Origin of the sequence: Sulfitobacter sp. SK011 (assembly GCF_003352065.1) — a bacterium.
Taxonomy (GTDB): domain Bacteria; phylum Pseudomonadota; class Alphaproteobacteria; order Rhodobacterales; family Rhodobacteraceae; genus Sulfitobacter.
Window position 1 is genome coordinate 1,595,899 of record NZ_CP025803.1, and the last position, 23,245, is coordinate 1,619,143.

23 protein-coding genes are annotated in these 23,245 nt (G+C 56.7%); 14 read left to right on the top strand and 9 right to left on the bottom strand.

The window, feature by feature from the left end; all coding sequences use genetic code 11:
* The first annotated feature begins 22 nt into the window (after nucleotides 1–22).
* From C1J02_RS07860 to C1J02_RS07885, 6 genes are all read left to right on the top strand, one after another.
* Nucleotides 23–751 carry a FadR/GntR family transcriptional regulator gene (locus tag C1J02_RS07860; RefSeq protein ID WP_114878071.1) on the top strand — a complete coding sequence of 243 codons (729 nt, stop codon included), beginning with the start codon at nucleotides 23–25 and terminating at the stop codon, nucleotides 749–751.
* 88 nt (nucleotides 752–839) lie between these two features.
* On the top strand, nucleotides 840–1,814 hold the full coding sequence (locus tag C1J02_RS07865; protein WP_114878072.1) for an ABC transporter substrate-binding protein: 975 nt from the start codon (nucleotides 840–842) through the stop codon (nucleotides 1,812–1,814).
* 77 nt (nucleotides 1,815–1,891) lie between these two features.
* On the top strand, nucleotides 1,892–2,653 hold the full coding sequence (locus tag C1J02_RS07870; protein WP_114878073.1) for an ABC transporter permease: 762 nt from the start codon (nucleotides 1,892–1,894) through the stop codon (nucleotides 2,651–2,653).
* On the top strand, nucleotides 2,640–3,440 hold the full coding sequence (locus C1J02_RS07875; RefSeq protein ID WP_114878074.1) for an ABC transporter ATP-binding protein: 801 nt from the start codon (nucleotides 2,640–2,642) through the stop codon (nucleotides 3,438–3,440). Before C1J02_RS07870 ends, C1J02_RS07875 begins: the two co-directional genes overlap by 14 nt.
* A gap of 9 nt (nucleotides 3,441–3,449) precedes the next feature.
* Nucleotides 3,450–4,202: an ABC transporter permease gene (locus tag C1J02_RS07880; protein ID WP_114878075.1), complete on the top strand. Its 753-nt coding sequence runs from the start codon at nucleotides 3,450–3,452 to the stop codon at nucleotides 4,200–4,202.
* A gap of 110 nt (nucleotides 4,203–4,312) precedes the next feature.
* On the top strand, nucleotides 4,313–6,541 hold the full coding sequence (locus C1J02_RS07885; protein ID WP_114878076.1) for an NADP-dependent isocitrate dehydrogenase: 2,229 nt from the start codon (nucleotides 4,313–4,315) through the stop codon (nucleotides 6,539–6,541).
* 77 nt (nucleotides 6,542–6,618) lie between these two features.
* On the opposite strand, the gene C1J02_RS07890 is transcribed toward C1J02_RS07885, so the two are convergent.
* On the bottom strand, nucleotides 6,619–7,503 hold the full coding sequence (locus C1J02_RS07890) for a LysR family transcriptional regulator (RefSeq protein WP_114878077.1): 885 nt from the start codon (nucleotides 7,501–7,503) through the stop codon (nucleotides 6,619–6,621).
* A 218-nt stretch (nucleotides 7,504–7,721) separates the two neighbouring features.
* Between C1J02_RS07890 and dctP the strand changes: the two genes are divergently transcribed.
* The 4 genes from dctP (at nucleotide 7,722) to C1J02_RS07910 (ending at nucleotide 11,352) form a co-directional block, all read left to right on the top strand.
* Nucleotides 7,722–8,717, top strand: a complete 996-nt coding sequence (gene dctP / locus C1J02_RS07895; protein ID WP_114878078.1) for a TRAP transporter substrate-binding protein DctP — start codon at nucleotides 7,722–7,724, stop codon at nucleotides 8,715–8,717.
* A gap of 72 nt (nucleotides 8,718–8,789) precedes the next feature.
* Complete coding sequence (locus C1J02_RS07900) at nucleotides 8,790–9,299, top strand: TRAP transporter small permease (protein WP_114878079.1); 510 nt, start codon at nucleotides 8,790–8,792, stop codon at nucleotides 9,297–9,299.
* Complete coding sequence (locus tag C1J02_RS07905) at nucleotides 9,299–10,600, top strand: TRAP transporter large permease (protein ID WP_114878080.1); 1,302 nt, start codon at nucleotides 9,299–9,301, stop codon at nucleotides 10,598–10,600. Before C1J02_RS07900 ends, C1J02_RS07905 begins: the two co-directional genes overlap by 1 nt.
* The gene (locus C1J02_RS07910) at nucleotides 10,600–11,352 is read left to right on the top strand and encodes an alpha/beta fold hydrolase (RefSeq protein WP_114878081.1); all 753 of its coding nucleotides are present in this window, start codon (nucleotides 10,600–10,602) and stop codon (nucleotides 11,350–11,352) included. Before C1J02_RS07905 ends, C1J02_RS07910 begins: the two co-directional genes overlap by 1 nt.
* Here the strand turns inward: C1J02_RS07910 and C1J02_RS20825 are convergent.
* From C1J02_RS20825 to C1J02_RS07930, 5 genes are all read right to left on the bottom strand, one after another.
* A complete protein-coding gene (locus C1J02_RS20825) occupies nucleotides 11,321–11,674 on the bottom strand; it encodes a hypothetical protein (RefSeq protein WP_162798271.1) in 354 nt (117 codons plus the stop codon). The two genes, C1J02_RS07910 and C1J02_RS20825, sit on opposite strands and share 32 nt — an antisense overlap.
* 2 nt (nucleotides 11,675–11,676) lie before the next feature.
* Nucleotides 11,677–11,949, bottom strand: coding sequence for a hypothetical protein (locus C1J02_RS07915; protein ID WP_114878082.1), 273 nt, complete (start codon nucleotides 11,947–11,949; stop codon nucleotides 11,677–11,679).
* A 31-nt stretch (nucleotides 11,950–11,980) separates the two neighbouring features.
* On the bottom strand, nucleotides 11,981–12,493 hold the full coding sequence (locus tag C1J02_RS07920) for a hypothetical protein (RefSeq protein ID WP_114878083.1): 513 nt from the start codon (nucleotides 12,491–12,493) through the stop codon (nucleotides 11,981–11,983).
* A 386-nt stretch (nucleotides 12,494–12,879) separates the two neighbouring features.
* Entirely contained in the window at nucleotides 12,880–15,924 is a 3,045-nt protein-coding gene (locus C1J02_RS07925) for a Hint domain-containing protein (RefSeq protein ID WP_114878084.1), read from the bottom strand.
* Nucleotides 15,925–16,436: 512 nt separating this feature from the next.
* Nucleotides 16,437–16,811, bottom strand: coding sequence for a helix-turn-helix domain-containing protein (locus C1J02_RS07930; protein WP_114878085.1), 375 nt, complete (start codon nucleotides 16,809–16,811; stop codon nucleotides 16,437–16,439).
* A 105-nt stretch (nucleotides 16,812–16,916) separates the two neighbouring features.
* Here C1J02_RS07930 and C1J02_RS07935 point away from each other — a divergent pair, with 105 nt between their 5' ends.
* Nucleotides 16,917–17,750, top strand: coding sequence for a nuclear transport factor 2 family protein (locus C1J02_RS07935; RefSeq protein ID WP_114878086.1), 834 nt, complete (start codon nucleotides 16,917–16,919; stop codon nucleotides 17,748–17,750).
* A 71-nt stretch (nucleotides 17,751–17,821) separates the two neighbouring features.
* Here C1J02_RS07935 and C1J02_RS07940 read toward each other — a convergent pair whose 3' ends face one another.
* Nucleotides 17,822–18,682 (bottom strand): LysR substrate-binding domain-containing protein, encoded by an 861-nt coding sequence (locus C1J02_RS07940; protein WP_114880459.1) that lies wholly within the window; start codon nucleotides 18,680–18,682, stop codon nucleotides 17,822–17,824.
* 153 nt (nucleotides 18,683–18,835) lie between these two features.
* Between C1J02_RS07940 and C1J02_RS07945 the strand changes: the two genes are divergently transcribed.
* Genes C1J02_RS07945 through C1J02_RS07955 form a run of 3 tightly spaced genes read left to right on the top strand, consistent with a single transcriptional unit; the run spans nucleotide 18,836 to nucleotide 21,716 of the window.
* Nucleotides 18,836–19,246, top strand: coding sequence for a cupin domain-containing protein (locus tag C1J02_RS07945; RefSeq protein WP_162798272.1), 411 nt, complete (start codon nucleotides 18,836–18,838; stop codon nucleotides 19,244–19,246).
* A gap of 23 nt (nucleotides 19,247–19,269) precedes the next feature.
* On the top strand, nucleotides 19,270–20,244 hold the full coding sequence (locus C1J02_RS07950; RefSeq protein ID WP_114880460.1) for an NAD(P)-dependent oxidoreductase: 975 nt from the start codon (nucleotides 19,270–19,272) through the stop codon (nucleotides 20,242–20,244).
* A 44-nt stretch (nucleotides 20,245–20,288) separates the two neighbouring features.
* A complete protein-coding gene (locus C1J02_RS07955) occupies nucleotides 20,289–21,716 on the top strand; it encodes an aldehyde dehydrogenase family protein (protein WP_114878088.1) in 1,428 nt (475 codons plus the stop codon).
* Between the two features lie 66 nt (nucleotides 21,717–21,782).
* Here the strand turns inward: C1J02_RS07955 and C1J02_RS07960 are convergent, their stop codons facing one another.
* The gene (locus C1J02_RS07960) at nucleotides 21,783–22,157 is read right to left on the bottom strand and encodes a RidA family protein (protein ID WP_114878089.1); all 375 of its coding nucleotides are present in this window, start codon (nucleotides 22,155–22,157) and stop codon (nucleotides 21,783–21,785) included.
* A gap of 160 nt (nucleotides 22,158–22,317) precedes the next feature.
* Entirely contained in the window at nucleotides 22,318–23,220 is a 903-nt protein-coding gene (locus C1J02_RS07965) for a LysR family transcriptional regulator (protein ID WP_114878090.1), read from the bottom strand.
* Nucleotides 23,221–23,245 lie beyond the last annotated feature (25 nt).

Sequence of the window (23,245 nt, forward strand, 5' to 3'; positions counted from 1 at the left end):
GATCGGTGTTAACTGAACCAATATGGATAATTTGGTTGATCAATCTGCAGATGGTTTGGTTCCGCTCGCGCGGCGTGAACCCTCTGAAAGAGTGAATGACATCGCTGCCTTACGCGCCTTTATTGTCGATGGGAATTATGCTTCAGGGGATCGGCTGCCCTCAGAGCGGGAGTTGATCGTCGAGTTGGGGATGAGCCGCAATGCGCTGCGCAAGGCGCTGGATGCGCTGGACCATGATGGCACCATCTGGCGGCATGTCGGCAAGGGAACCTTTGTGGCCGCACAAGATGGTCAGCCAAGCGTTGGGGCGATTGAGCAGTTGAGCCGGCAAATGACACCCGTGAGAATGATTCAGGCGCGACTTTGCATTGAACCCTCATTGGCCCGTGAGGCGGCAATCCATGCGTCTCGCAGCGCCATCGTCCAGATGAATCAAGCCAAAGATGCGGCACGGGCTGCGAACACCTGGGCCGAATACGAAACCCATGACGATCTGTTTCACAGAAGGGTAGCACAGGCATCGGACAACATTTTGCTGCTGACGCTCTTTGATCACCTGAATGCCGTGCGGCGCGCCGTGTCAGGTGGCACCGTCGTGCGGGCCACGGCGCGCCCGACTGCGGAACATACCAGTTTTGATGAACATGACCGGATCGCCGCCGCAATCGAAGCGCGTGATCCGCACGCGGCGCATCTGGCGATGCGAGGTCACATTGGATCGGTCTCGCACAGACTTTTTGGAGAGGTGTGACAGCAGGACACGACGTGGGGGTAACAAGGCGAAACGTCGGACCCTCAGAAAAGATAAATCTGTATTATTCTCAGGGAGGAGAATTACGATGACATTTCTCGGTAAACTGGCGGCGTTTGCGACCGCCGTGCCGGTCGCGATCTCGATGATGGTCTCGACGGTGCAGGCGGAACCCATTCGGATCGCTTTGGCGGAAACGCCTTCGGACGAATTGGCCGCATTCTTTGTCGCATTGGATCGGGCCAAGGCAAACGGCCTTGACTACGAGTGGACCGCGTTTTCGGACGAGGAATTGGCCATTCAGGCGGTTCTGAGCGGCCAGATGGATATTGGCTTTGGCACGCCATATGCAGCAATGCAGCGCTCAAAAGCGCCGCTTCGCATCGTGTTCCAGCTGTCAAAGCTCAAGTTTTTTCCTGTGACCACCAAGAAATACAGCAGCCTGAATGACCTGAACGGTGAACCGATCCTGCTGCATTCGCGCGGCGGTGGCACGGATTCGATTGCAAACGTGATCGAAGAACGGGTTGGTATCAAATTTGGTGACCGCTCTTATGTGCCGGGTTCGTCCAATCGCGTGGCCGCACTTCTTGGCGGACGAGCGGATGCCACAATCATCGACTTGTCCAACAAAAACAAACTGATGCGCAGCGAAGCTGCAGCGGGCTTCAACGTGCTGGAAATGTTCGAAGTAGAGGCCAGCGACGAGGCGCTTTTTGGCAATCTGACCTGGATTCAGGAAAACGAAGAGCAGGTGGACATCTTTGTCAAAGCGCTGGTCAGCGTCTGGCAGGACATGCACGAAGACCCCACCATCATTCGCCGCGAAACCAACCCTGATGGGCCAATCGGTCAACTGCCAAAAGAGATCCTGGACGAGCTTGACGGCTTTTATGCTGATGCGGTCGAGGGCGGTCTTTATGATCCAAACGGCGGTGGCCGCAAGGCAGCCATGGCTGACATGGAATGGTATTCCGCGGCCGGGCAGCTTGATGGTGACGCAAGCACACTGAACATCGAGGATTTCTGGTATCTGGCACCGCTCGATGCGGCGATGAAGTGATCGAGTAATATCCTGACGCTGCGCCCTCGATTGGGCGCAGCGTCCCTTTCCCCGTCAACCCTCGGGACAAATATTCAATGCTCAACCGTTCCCTCGTGCTAAAGCTGTTGTCCGCCCTGATCCTTTTTGGTGGCTGGGAGATCGCTGGCCGGATACCCGTTAGCTTCGCATTCCCGACATTTCTTGAATCGATGTCCGCGCTGTGGCGCATGATCGGTGATGGCACCATGCTGGAAGCCTACGCAGAGACATTGCAGCCGCTAGTGGTTGGTGTCGCCATATCTGCGGTTCTTGGCATCGCCATCGGCCTTTGGGTCGGGTTGAACAATTTCTTCGACTGGCTTTTTTCGCCAATTTTCATCGTGATGCAGGCCGCCCCTCTCGCGGCGCTTATTCCACTTTTGGTGCTGGCCTACGGAATCGGGCTGACCTCCAAGGTCATGGTTGTCTGCATTATGGCCATGCCTGTTATCGTGCTGAACACCAGCAGTGCCGTGCGCAACACACCTGAATCAATCAAGGAAATGGGCCGCTCATTTTTGGCGAGCGATATGTCGATCATGCTCAAGATCATCATCCCCGCCGCATCACCGGTGATTTTCGCCGGTCTGCGTCTGGGTGTCTCGGCGGGGTTCATCGGGGCCATTCTGGCCGAACTCAAGATCACACCAACCGGCGTTGGCGATATCATTACCTACAGCCGGTCAATCGCCGATTATCCCAGCATGTATGCTGCTATCTTTTCGATCATCCTGCTTGCGGTTTTGTTTTTGAACCTGCTGGAACGCATCGAATCCATTCTCTTCAAAGGAAATCAACGTGGTTATGTCTCCGACTGAAATGGCCGCCGCACCGGCAATCACGCCCGCATTCGAAAGCGCGGTGTCGACGCGCAACATCTCCAAGAACTACGGGGATGTTGAGGCACTGCGCGACTTGTCCCTCGAATTTCCGCGCGGCCAGCTGACCTCGCTGCTTGGGCCATCCGGCTGCGGCAAGACAACCTTGCTCAAGATCATCGCCGGGTTGTTGGAACCAACGTCCGGTGTGGTCGAGGTTAACGGCGAAAAGGTGACGGGCCCCGGACCGGACCGCGCGTTTGTGTTTCAGGATTTTGCTTTGCTGCCCTGGGCCACGGTGATGCGCAACGTCGCCTTTGGCCTTGAGATGCGCGGGGTCGCAAAATCGGAGCGGGAAGATATTGCCGCCAAGTACATCAAAGAGGTCGGGCTTGCCGGTTTCGAGCAGAGCTATCCACACGAGCTGTCCGGCGGCATGCGTCAACGTGTTGGTCTTGCGCGCGCTTTGTCGGTTGATGCACAGGTGCTGTTGATGGACGAGCCGTTCTCGGCGGTCGATGAGCAGACCCGTCGCAAGTTTCAGGAGGACTTGCTGTCGCTGGTGCAGAATGAGAACAAGACCTTTATCTTCGTGACCCACTCCATCGAAGAGGCGGTCTATGTCTCTGACCAGATTGCCATTCTGCTGCCCCGCCCAAGCCGCGTGCATGAAATCATCCGGCCCAGCAGTTTTCGCAACAAGGGTGTCGACAACATTCGCCGCGATTCAGAATACCTCGATATTGTTGATGATATCTGGGCGTCGTTGCGGACCTATGTGGAGTAGGGGCGTGCCATGAAAGTTTTTGGATATCACTTGCCGGGCATGTCGTCTTTGCTGGTCTGGGGGCTCCTGTGGGAGATCGTCGGCCAGTTGAAACTTACCTTTTTTGTGCCACCGCTCTCCAAGGTAATGCTGACGCTTTTTGAGGTCATCGGCACCCCGGCATTCCAGAAGGCGCTGGCCGAAACAGCATATGCGTTCAGCGCGGGGGTCTTTTTTGCAATCATCATTGGTATTCCGGTGGGTATTCTGATGGGCAAAAGCCGCCTGTTGGATGAACTGCTGCTGCCTTGGGTCAATGTATTTCTCAGCGCCCCGCTGACTGCGCTGGTGCCGGTGCTGATGGTGCTGTTTGGGTTTGGCATGAAGTCAATCATCATCACCACGACGCTTTTCGCGATCTGGATCATCATTCTGAACTCACGTGCCGGCGTGAAGCAGATCAACAGATCGCTGGTGGAAATGGCGCACAGCTTTGGTGCCTCGCCTTTCAATGCATTCTTCAAAATATACTTCTGGGCGGCGCTGCCGGAAATTCTGGGCGGTGTGCGCATCGGCATCATCCGCGCCGTGAAGGGTGTGATCATTGGTCAGCTTTTGATTTCGATCGTGGGTTTTGGCGCGTTGTTCGAGCTTTATTCTGCGAACTTTCTGATGTCGCATTTCTGGGCGGTGCTTTTGGTGCTCTTTGCCCTGGCCTTCACCATATCAGAATTCCTCGCCTATCTGGAACGCCGGGTCGCCTATTACGCCGCAAAACGGTAAGAGGGCTTTAGACATATCCATCCAGTTTTGCGCGCAGATAGTGCGATTGCAAAGTGGACTCTTTGGCCGCGAAAGGATACGGGGCAGGGAGGTAAGCAAAGGTAAATCAAATGGCTAACAGCACGTCTCCCGACATCATATACACCAAAGTTGACGAGGCACCGCAACTTGCGTCTGCGTCCTTGTTGCCGATCATCCGCGTCTTCGCGACAGCGGCGGGTATTTCCATCGGGACAAAGGACATTTCGCTGGCTGGGCGCATCATTGCCGCCTTTCCTGAGCGCCTGACAGATGCGCAGCGGCAGCCTGACGACCTCGCGGAGCTTGGCGAACTGGTGAAAAACCCAGAAGCAAATGTCATCAAACTCCCAAACATTTCGGCCTCTGGCCCGCAGCTTCTTGCGGCCATAAAGGAATTGCAGTCGCAAGGGTATGACCTGCCTGACTATCCCGAAGAGCCAGGCTCGGACGCAGAGAAAAAAGCCCGCGCAAAGTATGACGCGATCAAAGGCTCGGCAGTCAACCCGGTACTGCGCGAAGGGAATTCGGATCGGCGTGCGGCCGTTGCCGTCAAGAAATACGCAATGGCAAACCCGCATTCGATGGGCACCTGGGCATCAGACAGCAAGACCCGCGTCTCAACCATGTCCAAGGGCGATTTTCGCTCCAATGAAACATCCGTCACCTTGACAGAGGCACAGGCCGGGCCGGCGCGTATCGAACATACAGCCCCCGATGGCACGGTCACCGTTCTCAAAGACGGCGTGACATTCCCCGCAGGCACAATCGTGGACGCGACGTTCATGTCCGCAAAGGCACTTGATGCCTTCCTGACCGAACAGATCGACGCAACAAAGGCTGAAGGGACGCTGTTTTCGATACACCTGAAAGCAACGATGATGAAGGTGTCTGACCCCATTCTGTTCGGTCATGCAGTCCATGCGTTTCTGAAACCTGTTTTTGACAAATATGCATCGGAATTGGCTGCGGCAGGTGTCGATGCGAATTCCGGGCTTGGCACGATGTTCGCCACGCTTGAGGGGATGACCGACGGCGACGTGATCAAGGGCGAGATTGATGCCCTAATGGCCGAGCGTCCGCCGCTCTACATGGTGAATTCGGACAAAGGCATTACCAACCTGCATGTGCCATCTGACGTCATCATTGACGCCTCAATCCCTGCGCTGATCCGTGCAGGTGGCAAAGGCTGGGGACCGGATGGCAAGGAAGCCGACACCAATTGTGTGATCCCTGACAGCTCATACGCGCCCGTTTATGACGAGGCGATAGCCTATTTCAAAGAGACCGGTGCGCTTGATCCGACAACGGCAGGCACAGTGCAGAACGTGGGGCTTATGGCCCAAAAAGCCGAAGAATACGGCTCGCATCCAACAACTTTCGAAATCCCTGCCGACGGCACCGTGTCGATGATTGCGGCGAACGGCGACGTTATCCATGAACACCGTGTTGAAAAGGGCGACATCTGGCGCTCGGCCTCTACCAGAAAAGCACCGATCGAAAACTGGGTGCAACTGGCCATCGAGCGGCAGAAAGCGGAAGGCTGTGACGCCATATTCTGGCTGGACGAAACCCGTGCCCATGACGCGGAACTGATCAAACTGGTCAAGCCTTTGCTGGCTGCGGCAGGGGTTGCAGAAAATTTCAAGATCATGGCACCACGCGCGGCCACACGCGTTTCGTTTGAGATGATCAGACGGGGTGAAACCACAATTGCGATTACCGGCAACGTGTTGCGCGACTACCTGACAGACCTGTTTCCCATTCTCGAACTTGGGACCTCCGCAAAGATGCTGTCGATCGTCAAACTGATGAATGGCGGCGGCCTGTTTGAAACCGGGGCAGGTGGGTCAGCCCCCAAACATGTGCAACAGCTGATGGAAGAAAACCATCTGCGCTGGGATTCGCTAGGTGAATTTTGCGCATTGGGCGAGAGCCTGAAGTATTTCGGCACGGTCACTGGCAATGCGCGCGCCTCGATTTTGGGGGCCGCGGTCGATGCGGCCACGCAAGGCATTCTGGATAACAACAAGTCGCCGGGCCGAAAGCTCGGTCAGCCGGATAACCGCGACAGCCATTTCTATTTTGCGCTCTATTGGGCGCAGGCGCTTGCCGCGCAAACAAAAGACAGTGGGCTGGCCGATCACTTTGCCCCCATTGCCGAGGCGCTGTCAGGCAATGAAGATCTGATTGTCCGTGAGCTGCACGAAGGGCGCGGCAAGGAGGTGGATATTGGGGGTTACTACCATACCGATCCCGAAAAGACGGACGCGGTTATGGCACCATCGGCCACTTTGAACCGAATTCTCGGCAAAGGTTGATCCACACGTAACAGGGCTTTGGGTCGTTTTCATTCCTGACCGGGGTGGAAACGACCTTTCCTTGCTTTCGACAGGCGTCACAAGGCATCCCACACCTGCCGCCCGATTTTGTCGAGCCGATCATGCGAGCAGAAAAGCGACAACGTGAGCGTCGCCTGCCAGGCCTCGCCCCCGACCGGGGTCACCAGCCCTGCGGCCAATTCCTCGGCCACCACGCTTTCTGGCAGCCACGCAACGCCACTGCCCGATAACATCCTGCGTTTGATCGCTTCGGTCAGCGCATCCATGTACCGCAGTGCAAGGGGGGGCGTGCGCGCGCCGATCGTCTGCTCGACCACGGCACCAAGGAAACTGCTGGGATCATAGCCCAGGTAGGGAATTGCATCGCGCCCGGAATCGTCAAGGTCCCAACCATTCGAACGCGCCGCATTCATTTGCGCGACAGGGATCATTTGTTCGGTGCCGATGTCCTTGCGGGCGAATTGCTTTTCTTCGAATACGGGCTGTACGTCCTTGTGTCGATAATACAGCAAAAAATCGCAGGTCCCCTCGGACAGCAGCTGGCAACAGGTCCGAAGGTTGTCTGAATAGACCCGCACCCGCAGGTTCGGGATGAGATCTTCGAATTCCTTAATCCGCCCGGTCAGATAATTGACAGAAATGGTGTGCAGCACGGCAAACCGCTGAAAGGCTGTGACACCACGTTCCTGGGCACGCAGGGTTTGCCGTATGTCGGACAGATTCGAAAGCGATTCCAGTGCAACAGGCAAAAATTGCTGGCCCGCCTCTGACAGTTGAACAGGATAGCTCGACCGCTGGATCAGCGGCACCCCCAGCCAGTTTTCCAACGACTTGATGCGCCGGCTGAAAGCAGACTGCGTGATGTTCCGCTCTTCGGCGGCACGGGTGAAATTCAGCGTGCGCGCCAAACACGCGAAGTCGCCCAACCAGTTTATGTCCATTTCTGCGCCTCCCAGAACAGCAGTAGTCCATGATTTATAACAACTATGCAATATCCGCATGATTTGATGTGGTATTTGAGTTGGCTTTTTTCCGGGTCCGCCGCGTAGCGTTGAAGTTAGGCATTCTGGGTTCGGCTGTGCGCGGCCGGTCAGACAGCTGAAGGTCGGGCCGGGGAGGAAACCGTAAGGCGCGCCTGAAATCTTTTTGGGAGGAAACCATGACTATATCTTTGAAATCAACGACGGCCATTGCTGCTGTATTGGCTGTCGGCATGACGGCAGGCACAGCAACCGCCGAAACAACCCTGCGTCTCAGCACCTACGTCAACGAGTCCGACATCCGTTACGAAGGCTTTACACATTTTGCCGACCTTGTTGCCGAAAAAACCGGCGGCTCTGTGAAGGTCGAAATCTTTCCGTCTGCTACGCTGCATGGCTGGTCTGAAGGTGTAGATTCCGTTCAAGGGGGCGTTTCCGACATCAGCTGGATCAATGCGGACAACCGGCTGCCCTGCTATGCTGTCACCTCGCTTTATCCGGCTGAAGTCAGCCTCGAAAACCAAACCGGTCTCGATGCGGCCTATGCTGAACTGATCCGTGACGAAGCCGCGAACGCAGGCCTTACACCGCTCTTCAACTCCAACTACTCTTACGATCAGGAATGGTGGTTCGAAGAAGGCATTGATGACATTGGCAACCTTGACGGCAAGCTTGTCCGCTCAATCGGGCCGTTGGTCAGCATGATGATCGAAACATGGGGCGGTGAGCCGGTGTTTGTGGCACCCAAAGAGGTGTTTCAGTCAGCCGAACGTGGTGTTGTTGACGGCATCAACATGGGTGTTGCGACCTACAGCTCCTGGAAGCTGTGGACAGTGATGCCTTATATGGTCAATGCGAACCTGTTTTATGGCAACATTCAGTACATGATCAACAAGGACAAGTTCGATGCGCTGACCGCAGAAGAGCAAACAGCGCTGACAACCGCTGCGTCCGAAACCGAAAGCTGGTTGCAGCCACGTTACGAGGCATGGGTTGATCAGCAGGTTGGCAACGCGGTCATGCAGGGCGGTGGTGCCGCTGTGTCGATCCCGGATGACAAGCGCGCAGAGCTGATTGCGAGTGTTAAGCCGAAATGGGACGAGACCGTGAACGAAGCTTGCGGTGCCGAAATGGCGGACAGCATCCGGTCTCTTCTGGCAAGTCACGCGCCCTAAACACATCTCCCGGTGGTGGTCCCTCTGGTTTGAGGGGCCGCCAACTTTTCATTTTTCAAAGTGAGGTATGTCATGGGTGATGGGTTTGATCGTCTGATTGGTTCCGTTGAGCGTGCTGTTGTTTGGCTTGCTGGTCTTGGTGCCGTCATCGTGCTGGTGCAGATGTTATGGATTTCTTACGGCGTCTTTGTCCGCTACGGGCTTGGTAAACCTGATCGCATGGTGACCGAAGCAACCGCGTTGCTGCTTTTTCCTGTCGCATTTACCGGGCTTGCCTTTGCGATGCGCGAAGATGCCTTTCCCAAAGTCACCATGTTGACCGACCGATTGCGACCCGGCCTGAGGCGTGCCTTTGACATCATAAACCACATCCTGATGCTCGGCGTCGGCAGCTTTTTTGCCTACGCTGGTGTAAGTGCCACTATCCGCGCGTTCAACTCGGGCGTCGCCTCAGAGATTTTGCATTGGCCGCGCTATTGGTTTTGGGCACCGGGTGCCTTTTCGCTGGTCATATTTTCCCTTTACACCGCGTTGCGTCTGATCCGTCTGATCCGCACGCCGGCCCCCTCAGGAGATCTCTAATGGAATGGTATACTGTTGGTCTTGGCCTTCTTGGTCTCTTGATGCTTTTCATCACAATCGGCCTGCCGATCCCCTTTGCCCTTGCCGCTGCATCGCTTCCTTTTCTGTGGCAAATTCAGGGATGGAGCACCTCAATCGTCTCGTCCGAACTCAAACTTTGGGGGGTATGGATTGATTATATTCTGCTGGCGGTGCCGCTGTTTGTCTTTCTGGGCGAACTCATAGGCAAATCGAATATCGGTCCGAACCTTTATCAATTCCTGCACCAAGGTGTGCGGATCAAGGGATCGGCCGCCTACGGCTCAATCGGTGCCAGCGCAGGGTTTGGCGCGGTCTGCGGATCGTCCATGGTCGGCGCTTTGACCATCGGCGGTGTGGCCCTGCCTGAAATGCTCAGGCTCGGGTATGGCAAACGTCTGTCGAGCGGTGTGCTGGCGGCGGGTGGTACGCTGTCGGTGCTAATTCCACCCAGCCTGATCTTGCTCTTTTACGGGATCGTCACAGACCAGAGCATCGGGGATTTGTTCATCGCGGGTGTCATTCCCGGCCTCATTCTGGTCTCAAGCTTTGTTGTCGTTGTTCTGATCTGGGGCATTCTGAAACCCGAGGATATTCCCGGCAGCGAAGACGCAACAAAGATGCCCCTAAGGATGATCATCAGCACCGTTGGTCCTGTTGTGCTGATCGGTCTTGTGATCACCGTTGCGATCTATGCAGGCATCGCCACACCAACAGAGGCAGCGGCTGTTGCCGCCTTGCTGACCGTTGTGCTGGCCTTTTGGGTCGGCGGGCTGACGTGGCAAGGGTTCATGGATTCCATTTTCGCCACCATGCGGACGATGGGGTATCTGGGTTTGCTGTTGTCAGCGGGTGTGTTGTTTGGATTTGTCCTGACCTACTACCGTGTGCCCCAGCAGTTCACCGAATTGTTCCTGTCCTATGAGCTGTCGGCGTTCACGGTTCTGGCCATCGTGTTGGTATTCTACATCATCCTTGGCATGTTCCTCGAACCAGTTTCGATGACGTTTATCACGCTTCCGACGATCTATCCTTTGATGGATGCCGCCGGATTTGATCTGATCTGGTTCGGTGTAGTTTATACCATCACGATGGAGATCGCGGTGCTGACGCCACCGGTCGGGCTCAACCTCTATGTGATCCAAGCCATCAGTCGGGACGAGGTCACAATCGGTGACGTTATCATGGGCTGCCTGCCGTTCATTGGTGCTATGATCCTGCTGATCGCGATCCTGATCGTCTCTCCACAAGTGGCGTTGTGGCTGCCCGAGCAGATGCGCTGATGGCAAGCTTACCTTATCAGCGCGCAGGGTCCGGCCCCGTCCTTGTGCTGGTCCACGGTTATCTTGGTGGATCGGCGCAATGGCGGCGAGAGATCGCGCATTTCAGCGGCCAATTTGACGTGATTGCACCTGATCTGCCGGGCTTTGGCGCTGCTGCCGATTTGCCGGGCTGTGACACAATCGCGGGGATGGCCGGGGCGGTGTGTGGATTACTGGACGATCTCGGCGTCAAGGAATTTGTCCTGCTGGGTCACTCGATGGGCGGGATGATCGCCCAGCAGATTGCCGCAGATCGCCCCGACGCTGTGCTGAAGTTGGTGCTTTATGGTACCGGCCCCCTTGGTCTGATGCCTGACCGGTTTGAACCTATCGAAGTCTCGCGCGAACGGCTGCGTGACGACGGCGTCACAACCACGATCAAACGCATTGGGGCGACATGGCTCAAGGCTGGCAGCGATGCAGCGGGCTTCCCGCTTTTGGTCGAAATTGGCGCGCGGGCAAGTGAGCAGGCTGCGATGTCGGCACTTGAGGCCATGGCGAATTGGGACGGGCGCGCCGCGTTGTCCGGCCTGCCGATGCCCACTTTGGTGATATGGGGCGACTCTGATAAATCCTATCGCTGGCCTCAGGTACAATCGCTTTGGACAAGCATCCCTGACGTGCAGCTTTCTGTCGTGCCCGGAACCGCCCATGCGCTTCATCTTGAAAAACCGGACCTCTTCAATTCTCTGATCCAGGATTTTCTGGGGTAGCCATGGCCATTTGTCTGTTCATTCGCCTGGTGTTATCTCGACAACGCATCAGCTTTTCCACAGCGTTTAAGCGGGTCAAAAACCCGCGATTCACGGGCTTTTCCAGCCAGGCATGACCTGATTGCAGCAGATATCCTCGGCATTGAACAGCTCGTCCGAATGGCCCGGACACATGCACACAGATCACCGGCATGTTGGCGGGTCGATCTGGCAACGCCGGTAGAGCCGCATCGAACCAGCGGCCTAGGGTATCGTTGATTTGCCCCATGACGAGCGCCGTGATGGTCAACTGCCCGATGGTGAAAGCTGTTGGGGGCAACATGCTCACTTGCCTGCCGGGTCTCGGTACTTGCGCACATAGGCTTCCCGGCTCTTTACAAACCAGACCGGCTGTTCCGGCTGCCAACACAATTCTGCCAACGCCTCTGCCTGATAGGCGCGGGCGATAAATTTTAGCATGTTTTGCGGCATGTGGCCAATTGCGCCCAATGCGCAAGGGTTAACGCCCAAAGCGTCCGCGTAAAGGGCGCTGCCTGTCGGGGCGTTCACCCAGCCAAACCAGTCCTGCGCCGGGCCGGGGTCGGCGTGGGCTGACATAACGAAGTTCTGAAGAGAGCAATTTGCGCCTTCAACCGGGGCGATTGTAGGAATGGTCAAAGGGGTAGGGCAACTGATCGAGAGCTTCCAATGCGCGACCAGCTGCGACAAATGCAGTGTCCTCGCGCATGGCCAAGCGACCTGCATAGGCTGGATCGAAAAGGTCCATCAGGCTGACGCGGTTTGGGTCAAGCGGAGCAAGATCAGGATGGTGCCCGATACCCGCGCCGCCCCAAATGTTCGGCGATCCCATTCGTTTGCCGTCAATGATGGTTTGCGCATCGGCGTAGAAAGCCGGATCTATGCGATTGTAGCCGATCCGAACCTCATCAAGTGCGCCGATCAATCCGCTGTTGACCCAACTGGCCAATCTGTTGGTGGTGGGGCAGGCCACGTCAAAGGCGCGTGTTTGGGCAACCGCGTGCATCTCATCCTGATTGGGCACGCCATGGTCGGATACCACATTTCCGGTCTCATTTTGAAACCGATCAAATGCGATACTCAATCCGGCTTCATAATCCGCCCATCCCAGAATTTTGAGCATGTCTCAGGTCTTTTCCAGTAACCAAAACTCAAGCCAGTATGCTTTCTTTCTTCCAGGTTTGCTGCTGAATTCCGACTTTTGGGGATCGTTTCCCTGACGATTGGGTGACATATGTCGCGATCGAATTTCCCCGCTGCGGATGCACCAAAAATACCCGAACCAATGCCATCAAGATCGGTTGGGGGGGGCTCAGTCTTCTTGGGTTGAACAGCGGGAACCGCTCACCGCAGCCTATCGCAACCCTATGCTCCTGCGGGAGGTGCCCAAAGACCCGTCGAGGAAACGTGACTTCCATCACACGGTCTGAAAGAAGATATCTCAGCGCTGAATTGAGGCTTGCGAATGATCCGTTTGCAGCAACGGAATTTGGGGCGTGTTACCTTTGCCTACGCCTGACTGGCGTGCGCCTGTCCATAATTCGGCTGGCAGGGTTTTGGTTTGGCCTCCATCGCGCGCGGCCTGACCAGAAGGCTTTCCGCGATCAACTGGCGTACTTCGCGCCGTTTCAGGACAGGCAATGCACGCGCGCCATAGGCATTTTCGACTGGCTTGGCGGCGAGGTCGGGCAGGAGGGCGAACAGGGTCATTCGGTTGAGTGCTGACATCGTTTTCAAAGCCATGGGGCCGGGGTAAAAGCTTTCGCTTGGGATGTCGTTGGAAATCAGGGTTGCATGCTGATCCAAAAGAACATGTGCATAGGTCACGCACCGACGCCCCCGTGCAAAAGAGGCCAGATGGGATTCCTCTGCGAGGTGCTTTGCACGCACATAGTATGGCGTCGAAGTATCTTCAGTGCGCAATAGGATGCAATGTTGTGGCGACACCACAAGCGCCCGCCGGTTTCCCATGACGCCCGGTTTGATCCTGACCGGAAGCACGTCATCAGGCAAAGGGGCCTTTTCAACAGCCACTTCTGAGCAGGCGGTCCAGCGCACGGGCTCGTCCCCGTGTTCCAGTGTTGTAACCATGTCGCCCGGGCGCAGATCCTCAACTGGGGTTTCGCCTGTTGGTGTCCTTATCATCGTCCCCGCAGTGAAACAGCTGATGCCCATCGCGAAAAACTGTTGTTGGCTGTCGACCTGCGAAGGCTGAATGCCAACCAGTGTGATGGTTTCCCCATTCGGGAAACTGAGAATCGCATCACCCGTACCATCACCGATGGTGTCGGTGATCACCGCATCATAATAGTTGACCGGATTGCCACCGGCATCTGTCAGCCCGGACAGATCAAACTGATCCACGGTCGTGCCGTCACCACTGTCGGTCAGGTCAAAGCCAGAGATCGTGTCGTTGCCATCGCCGTCGCTGAACACCACCAGATCGCGGTCCGTGTCGCCCTGCAATTCGGTATAGTCATCGCCTGCGCCGCCTTCGACAGTGTCGGCACCTGAACCGGCGGAAAACCAGTCATCGCCGCCGCCGCCTGACAGGCTGTCATCGCCCGTACCGCCGTAAATGTCTTCATTGCCGCTTCCGCCGGTGACTGTATCGTTGCCAGCGCCGCCCTCCAGATTGCCGCCGCCCGCGCCGCCTTCGATTGAATCGTTGCCGTCGCCGCCGCGCAGGTCGTCCTGGCCCGAGCCGCCGATGATCGTATCGTCGCCGCCGCTGGAAGAGACATAAGAGTTGTCATCCGTGCGCCCGGACAGATCAAAAAGGTCGCCCTGATTGGTGCCGGTAACTTCTTCGATCTCACTAAAGGAAATCGTATCGGTGCCATCCGTGATGGTCCCCGATTCTTCGCCCGTGAAGGTAACCGTGACTGGCCCTGTCAGGTTGTCCAGCCTGATGATATCATAGTCAGTACCACCTTCGCCGCCGACGATGGTGTCGTTGCCGAACCCGTCTTCGACAATGAACCTGTCCTGATCATCGCCGCCGTCCAGGTGGTCGTCACCCGTCCCGCCATCGATGGTATCTCTGCCAGCCCCGCCATAGATCTGATCATTGCCCGCGCCGCCGTCAATAACGTCAGCAGAGGTATCGCTGTCACCGGGCAACGCATAGTCTGCATCCAGTCGCGCTGCGGTGACGTTAGAAAAGCTGGTATTGACCGTATCAAGAGATATGCCTTGAATGGGTTTGCTGGTCAGCAGCGTGTTGTCGGCGTTGTTCGTCAACTCCGGCATCACGTACACTTCGCCGTCCGTGGTCTGGATCACAACAGCGGTAAAGGTGCCGGTGGTCGCATCGGTAAAAGTGACGGTCGCATTATAGACCACCGCTGAGTCGATCAGCTTGTCCTGACCCCCGATGTTGATCGTTTCGGGCGCTGGATCGTGATCGAAATCTATCCGCGTGTTGGCGTTGTCGTCCGAGACAATTGCATTCTGGAGTGTCTTATAAAGCTCATCGCCCGCACCCCCATAGGACCCCAAAAGCGCGCCCGCGTTTTCGTTGCCAAAGTTGCCTTCGTTGTCATCAATTGCGCTGCCGGACCCAAGGTGGATGACGGTATAGCTGGTGCCGACGGTGTTTGACCCGCCCACGGATGTCGCGGGGTCCTCGCCGCCATAGATCGTGTCATCACCGTCGTGGCCGTCGATGGTGTCAGACCCGGTGCCACCGTAGATCAGGTCATTGCCGCCACCTGCGTAAATGCTGTCGTTGCCCGCACCGCCATCAATCGTGTCTTGCGAAGATGCGCCGTTGTCGGTGATTGAATCGTTGCCGTCGCCGCCAAAAATCAGATCGTCTCCACCTCCGCCTCCGATCGTGTCATCGCCTGTGCCACCGTCGATCGTGTCATCGCCACCTCCACCGGAAATGCTGTCCGCTCCGCTCCCGCCCGAAATCAGATCATTCCCGCCGCCTGAATCGATGGTGTCATTGCCTGCACCCGCATCAACAGTATCATCGCCACCATAGGCGTTCATCTGGGTGCCATCCGCGTCGGAATAGCTGGTCCCCATATTGTCATTGCCAGCGGTGCCATCGACCGTGCCGTCGATAAAGGCGTCCTGCTCGGTATTGGCAACCACGCCGCCGAAATTGTCGCCAGCGACTGAATCGAGCGTTATTGATTCAATCGGCTTGGCTCCCAAGGCCGTGTTGGATCCACTGCCCGCAATATACGGGGCCAGAAAGACCCGGCCGGAAGCGTCCTGCAGCAGCACAATTTTCGTCGTCGCCGTGGTGCCATCGACATAGGTGAGTGTCACGTTGTACTCGATGACACTGTCGAGCGTGGAAGCAACACCACCAAATATCAGGTTTTCGCCAGCCTGCCCGTTGTCGTTTTCGCGGATGGCACCATCGTTGTTGGCGTCATCGGTCGTCAGGCTATCGATGCTGTCATAAAGCGGTGCATCTGACCCGCCGAAGGTCAGGCCAAGCAGAGAACTGGAGTTTTCTGCCTGCCAATTGCTCTCATTCGGGTCGAGATCGGAAAAGATACCAAGGTAGAATGCTTCAAATGTGTTTGTCGCCATTGGACTGTAATCTCACCGCTAAAATCTTGGCCGACCCATGGACCAGCAGCCGCAGCCGTTTTTTTTGAAAGGCGGCCTAAGTCTGGCATCAACGTGTTACTGGTGAGGATTTAGGCGCTGTCAGGTGAATGACTCGTTAAGGATAAGATTGTCTATAAACCGGCAGTTGCTGCAATTTCCGCCGCGATGCTCCCGCACGTGAACCTTTCAATAGGGGGAGGCCATCGGGCCTTTGAGCGACCCGATCAGGCAGTGCTTCAGTGAAGATCAAAATGAAGAAGCTGTAAGTGCAGCATGTCAGATCAGCCAGGAGGTTGATCTTCAATTCGCCTGAGGAACTTCCTCAGAGGCTGACGCTGAAAGGCGATCCTACCCAATGCGCCTTTTGACGGCGTCAAATCTGCTGGCATCGGGGTTGAGTTCGGCGATAAAGGACCTGCCGAATACACCGACATTCAAGAGGTGTTCTCCTATATCAGACTGTGTGGCCGCGGGTCTTGCCCCGGCCTCACCTATGAAGCCGCATCATAAACGCTGCGCGCCTTCACAATTTCGGGCTGCTTTTCGACGGCCCATTGTGCCATCGCCCCGATGGGCGCAAACAGCGACTGACCCAGTTCGGTGATCGCATAATCCACACGCGGTGGAATGCTGGGCGTGACCGTCCGGCGCACCAGCCCATCCCGCTCCAGCTTGCGCAGGGTCTGGGTCAGCATGCGTTGCGAGATATCAGGGATCGCACGCTGGATCGCAGAGAATCGGTATTCCCCGTCCCGCAGCATCAAAATCACCAGAAGGCTCCATTTATCGCCGATCTGGGCCAGCACAGTGCGGATCGGACACAGGTCAAGCCCCAGTTCTTGCTCAATTTCTTCGCGTCGTTTCATCTTTAATCCAGTTACTAAAAAGTGCCTACTTACTAAAAGTAATTAGCTTGAATAGACCTACAGCACGCCCGGCAATCGGGCAAGCATTCATTCAAGGAGAATCAGATGAACACGATCTTTCGCACCGCAACCGCTGTCGCAGCGGTTGCCCTGACCGGTCTTTCTGCAGCCGCCGATCCCGCCGCAAACAAGGACATCGCGCTGGGCTTGCTGGAGCAGGGCCTTGCCAAGGGCGACCGCGATTACATCATGACCCATGTGGCCGAAGGTTACATCCAGCACAACCCGCAGGCCGCTGATGGCCGCGAAGGTCTGCTGGGATTTGTCGGCTTTCTGGAAGCCCTCGACCCGCCGGTTTCTGTCAACCCGGTGCATGTCATCGCGGATGACGATTTTGTTGTCATCCATCAGGAGGCTGAATTCTTTGGCCCCAAGGTGATCATTGATGTGTTCCGCTTTGAAGACGGCAAGATCGCCGAACATTGGGACAGCATTCAGGAAACCGTCACTGAAACCGCAAGTGGTCGGTCAATGACCGATGGCGCAACCGAAATCACGGATCTGGATAAGACCGACGCCAACAAGGCGCTGGTCACTGCGCTGGTGACGGATGTGCTGATGAAGGGCGAAATCGACAAGATCGACAGCTACATCGCGCCTGAGTACATGCAGCACAATCCGTTCGTTTCAGACACCCGTGACGGGCTGAAAGGCTTTATCGCCTATCTGGGCGAAAACGACATTTCGTTCTGGTATTCAGAGCTGCACAATGTTGTCGCCGAAGGCAACTTTGTCTTTACCCAGGCCGAGGGTGTCTATGACGGCACGCCCACCGCCTTTTATGACATATGGCGTGTTGAAGACGGCATGATCGTGGAGCACTGGGACGCCGTGCAGGCCATCCCGACCGAATTCGCGCATGAAAACGGTATGTTCTGAGGGCGCTACCTTTGAAATCAAAGATTCACCCGGCGCGATTGTACCGGGTGGATCACGGGTTTTGCGCTGAGTTAATCTGCAAAAATCCCACGCAGCCAGCTCTTAAAGACCTCGACCTCAGGCCGGTGCGCCTTTTGCGTTTTGCCCTGCATAAAGTAGTGCGATTGCGGGAAGGGAACCGGCGGACCGGAGATCGCGATAGTCACACCGGCGGCAATGGCCTGACGTGCAAATCGTTCCTGAACGACAGAGTGCCCCCCGCCCGATGCGACAAGCGAAACGGCGGCAACGGTGGTGTCCACAGTGATTTGTGTAAGCGCGCCAATCGGGTCCCGGGGCTGCGCGGCAACGTAGATCTTTCGCATGTTTTCATTGCCAAGCACCTGAATGAATGCGCCATTCGTTGTGCGCGCAGGTGCTGCTTGTCGAATGGGTACAATCGTCTCAGTCGAGATTTTCTCGGCTTCAAATCCCGGCCAGTGTCCCAGCCCCTGACGGATATCCACATCCACATCTTCGTCCGAAATCGACGTGGCCCAGATGGTTGAGACCAGCCGGATATTGATGCCGGGATAGTCCTTGGTGAACTGCGGCAGATAGGGTGCCAGCCACAGCGTTGCGGTGGAAATCGGGGCGCGGACGGTGATCGTGCCCCGCGACTGGGGTCCAAAAAGGCTGAGCGTGGCAGTGTCGATCGCATTGAGAGCGTCCCGCACGGTATAAAGGTACGCCTCACCAACTGCGCTGAGTGACAGGTGCCGCGCCTTGCGGATAAAGAGCTTGCATCCCAGCGTGTCTTCCAACGTCCTGATGTGCAGGCTGATTGCCGTCTGCGTCAGACCCAGTTCGCGGCCAGCCTCGGTGAAATTCAGCAAACGGGCAGAGGCCTCAAAGCTGCGGAGCCAGATCAGATTGGGCGTTCGGTTCAGCATTTCTATCACCAAATTTATTTGGGTATCTTTGGCATTATTACTCATTTTGATTTTTGATGAAATGGCGGAATAACATGTCCACAAAGCATTACCCACACCAACACATGGGAAGTACCAGACATGTTGACCACCGCACCGTACGTTGAAAATTTCATGAGCGACGTCATCGCCAACGACAACGTCCCAATCTGCCGGCATGTTGTGCACGCGGATGACCTGCCAATCGAGACCGGCTTTGGGCCCCAATACGGTGGCGCTACCTGGAAGACCCTGATCTCAAGCGACCGGATGGAGTCTGCTGAGGTGGTACTGGGTGTGGCCCAGATCCCGGCGGGTGGCGTTTTGGCCCCCCACCGCCATCCGCCCGCCGAGTTTTACTTTGTTATGTCCGGGTCGGGCGTTGTGATGCTGGAGGGTGTTGCCAACCCCGTCACAAGCGGATCGGCCGTGTTTATCCCCGGCAACGCCGAACACAGCTTTGAGGCGGGGCCAGAGGGCGTGTCATTCGCCTATGGTTTTGCCCAGAACGCGTTCAGCGACGTCGAATACACCTTTTCGGAATGAACCCTTTGTCGGAGAAGTTGGACATGAAAATCGGATTTATCGGACTTGGGAACGTTGGCGGCAAACTTGCCGGGTCTATCCTGCGCAATGGGTATGATCTGACCGTGCGGGATCTGAACCAGGACTTTGTGGATGGTTTTGTTGCCCGTGGTGCGGACAGCGCGGACAGCCCCAAAGAACTTGCTGAGATGTGCGATGTTATCATCACCTGCCTGCCGTCGCCCGCCGCCTGTAGCGACGTGATGGAAGCCGCCGATGGCGTGATCGCCGGGCTGAGCGAAGGCAAGATCTGGGCCGAGATGTCGACCACAGATGAGACCGAGGTTAAACGCATCGCGGAACTGGTGCGCGCCACCGGGGCCGCCCCCATCGAATGCCCGGTTTCGGGCGGCTGCCACCGTGCGGCGACGGGCAACATCTCGATCTTTGCGGGCTGTGACCGGGATACTTTTGAGCGCATGTTGCCGATGCTGACCACTTTGGGCCGGCGCGTGTTGCACACAGGTCCTATTGGGTCTGCGTCGGTGCTCAAGGTAATGACAAACTATCTGGCCACCGCCAACCTGCTGACCCTTTGCGAGGCGATGGTGACAATGAAAGCCGCGGGCATGGACATGGCCACCACCTATGAGGCGATCACGATCTCGTCTGGCACATCCTTTGTCGCTGAAACCGAAGGTCAGGTCATTCTGAACGGCAGCCGCGATATTTCGTTCACCATGGATCTGGTGCTCAAGGATATCGGCCTGTTTCACAAGATCGCGGAACAGCATGACATCCCGCTCGAAATCAGCCCGCTGATGATCGAGATATTCAAGGATGGGCAAAAACGCTATGGCAGCCGTGCACAATCTGACGACATCATTCGCAGGTTGGAAGATGCCACGGGCCTGTCGATTCTGGCAGATGGCTTCCCGGCCGAGATGACCGACGATGAACCCGAAGAGCCGGGGTATGAAGTGGTGCCGCGTGGCGCAACCCGGCTGGTCGCCGAATAGGCTGACCGCACAAAACACAACTGGCCGCCGATACAGGAGTCGTCATGGAAAATCTGGACAAGTTCTTTATCGGCGGCAAGTGGGTCCAGCCGCACTCGGACCGCACGTTTGCGGTAACCAACCCGGCCACCGAAGCGCAGATTGGCCAGATCATTCTGGGCGATCAGCGCGATGTGGACGCGGCTGTTGCGGCGGCGGTATCCGCCTTTGACAGCTATGGCCAGACAACACAGGCAGAGCGGCTGGAATTGCTGGAGGCGTTGCTGAAAGAGACCCGCAGCCGCACCGAAGACCTTGCACAGGCCATGCGTCAGGAGATGGGCGCGCCGATCACACTGGCACGCGAGGCGCAGGCGGACGCAGGTATCGGCCATCTGGAAGCCTTCATTGAAACATTGCGGGGGCAGGACGCCCGCGAAACGCTTGCAAATGGCGATGTTCAACTGCGTGAACCTATCGGGGTCTGCGGATTGATCACACCGTGGAACTGGCCAATCAACCAGATCGCGCTGAAGGTCATTCCGGCGCTGGCGACGGGCTGCACCTGTGTGCTGAAACCCTCGGAATACACGCCGCTCTCCGCGATGATCTATGCCGAGATCATCGAGGCCGCAGGCTTTCCCCCCGGCGTTTTCAACCTGATCTACGGCGATGGCCCCACGGTCGGCGCGGCCCTGTCGCGGCATCCGGACATTCAGATGATGTCGTTCACCGGCTCCCTGCGCGCCGGGATCGCGATCACCAAAGACGCCGCCGATACCGTCAAACGTGTCACGCTGGAGCTGGGCAGCAAGTCGCCCAACCTTGTGTTTGACGACTGCGATCTTGAGACGCAGGTCACGGAATCTGTACAGGCCTGCATGGTGAACACCGGTCAGTCCTGCGACGCGCCAACCCGTCTTTTGGTGCAGCGGTCCTGCTATGACCGGGCCTTGGTCATCGCCAAGGCGGCTTGTGGGGCAATCAAGGTGGGCGACCCTGCGCAGGAGGGCGACCACATCGGCCCGCTCTTTGACAAGATCCAGTTTGACCGGGTGCAGTCCATGATCCAACTCGGGCTGGACGAGGGGGCAACCTTGCTCGCGGGGGGGCTGGGTCGGCCAGAAGGGTTGAATGTGGGATGGTTCGCGAAACCGACCATTTTTGCCGATGTCCGTAACGAAATGCGCATTGCGCAGGAAGAAATCTTCGGTCCGGTGCTTGTTATCATCCCATTCGAGGATGAGGCCGACGCCATCGCCATTGCCAATGACACCCCTTATGGCCTTGCGGCTTACGTCCAGACCGGTGATGAGGCGCGGGCCGAGCGGGTGGCGTCAAAGCTGCGGGCGGGTGCGGTGCATATCAACGGCGCGCCCTTCCGATATGGCTCACCCTTTGGCGGCTACAAACAATCGGGCAACGGCCGCGAAGGCGGATTGCCCGGATTGGAAGACTATCAGGAAATCAAGGTGCTGCACTATCCGGACTGAACGCAGCGGGGGGAACGAATTATCTCCCGCTCCCCCCGCAATCTGTCAGCACAGTATAGGCTGGGTTTATCCGGCCAACGCCTCAACAGGGGCCGCAGCGATCACCAGAAGTTCGACCTTGTAAAACGGTTGCGCAAGGCGTGCTTCAACACAGACCCGTGTCGGGGGTGCAATCCCGCTGACCCAGCTGTCCCACGCCTGATTGAACCCGGCGTAGTCGCCCATATCCGACAGCCAGACCTGCACGGAAATGATCTGACCACGATCCGTTCCGGCTTCTGCCAGAAGGGCATCGACCTTGGCAAAGACGTCGTCTGACTGGGCGATGATGTCGCCGTCTTTCAGTTGCGAAACCTGACCGGCAAGGTGAACCTGCCCGCCATGTGATGCGATTGCAGAGAACCTGGCAGAGCCGCCGATTTTTCTGAGGGTCGTGGACATTGGATGATTCCATCTGAGGTGTTATAAGAATGAGCGTTATTTCACTCAAAGTAGCACTTCAGTCAAACGCGAATTTGTGTACTTGAATTCAGAATTTCTGAATTTTGTTCACGCCCATTGAGACCGTGATGCAATCGTTGCGGCAAAACGAAAGGTGGCGTCAGTTTGACCGTCCCTGATCAAACGAAATGCTGCGGACTGTTGCGGCGATCCCGTTGGCGACCATCTCTTCTGCGGGGGACTGGGCTGTTTCTGACTTACGCAACAGATGAATTTGACGCTTTGCTGTCGGATCGTTGAGGTGGCGGAAAACCAGGGTGTCGGGTTGGAACGGCCAAACCGCCATTTCCGGCAGGATCGTCACCCCGATATTGGCCCGGACCATCGCCAGAATTGAGGTCATATTATGCGCCGACAGGTTGGCCTTTGCATGCAGGTCCCGGCATTGCGGGTTGGCGATATTGGCGGACAGACTGTTGGCAATCAATTGATCCGGGCGCAAATCCGACCAGTCCACAGGCCCGGTTTGCGCCGCAATGGGATGATCAGGCGCGGCAACGACACCAAAACGATCAGACATAAGCAGCGTGCTTGCCAGCCCCATACTCGAATCCCGGAAGGTCGCAATACCGATGTCCACCCGGCCCCAGTACAATTCCTGCAGAACCGAGGCTGAATCCATGTCCCGCACTTCCAGATGAATGGATGCCAGAGCGTCCCGGTTTTCCGCATAATAGCGCGGCATGACTGTTCCCGCGACCGAAGGCACCACAGCTAGCCGCACATGGCCTTTGCGGGCATAGGCGTAATCGTGAATGGCCCTGACCGTCATGTCAAAATGCTGCAACTCGCGTTCGGCCTGTTCCAGCACAAAGGCCCCAACCGGAGTCAGTTTGTTCTTGCGGTCCTTTTCGAACAGATTTTGGCCAAGATGTTCCTCAAGTTGCTTGAGGGTCATGGAAACGGCAGAAGGGGTCTTGGACAGGAATTCGGCCCCGTCTTTCAGATTTCCGCTTCTGGCGACGGCTGACAGGCAGCGAAACATTTCAATCTTCAGCGCCACTTCATTTTTCCTGAATTATACTCAA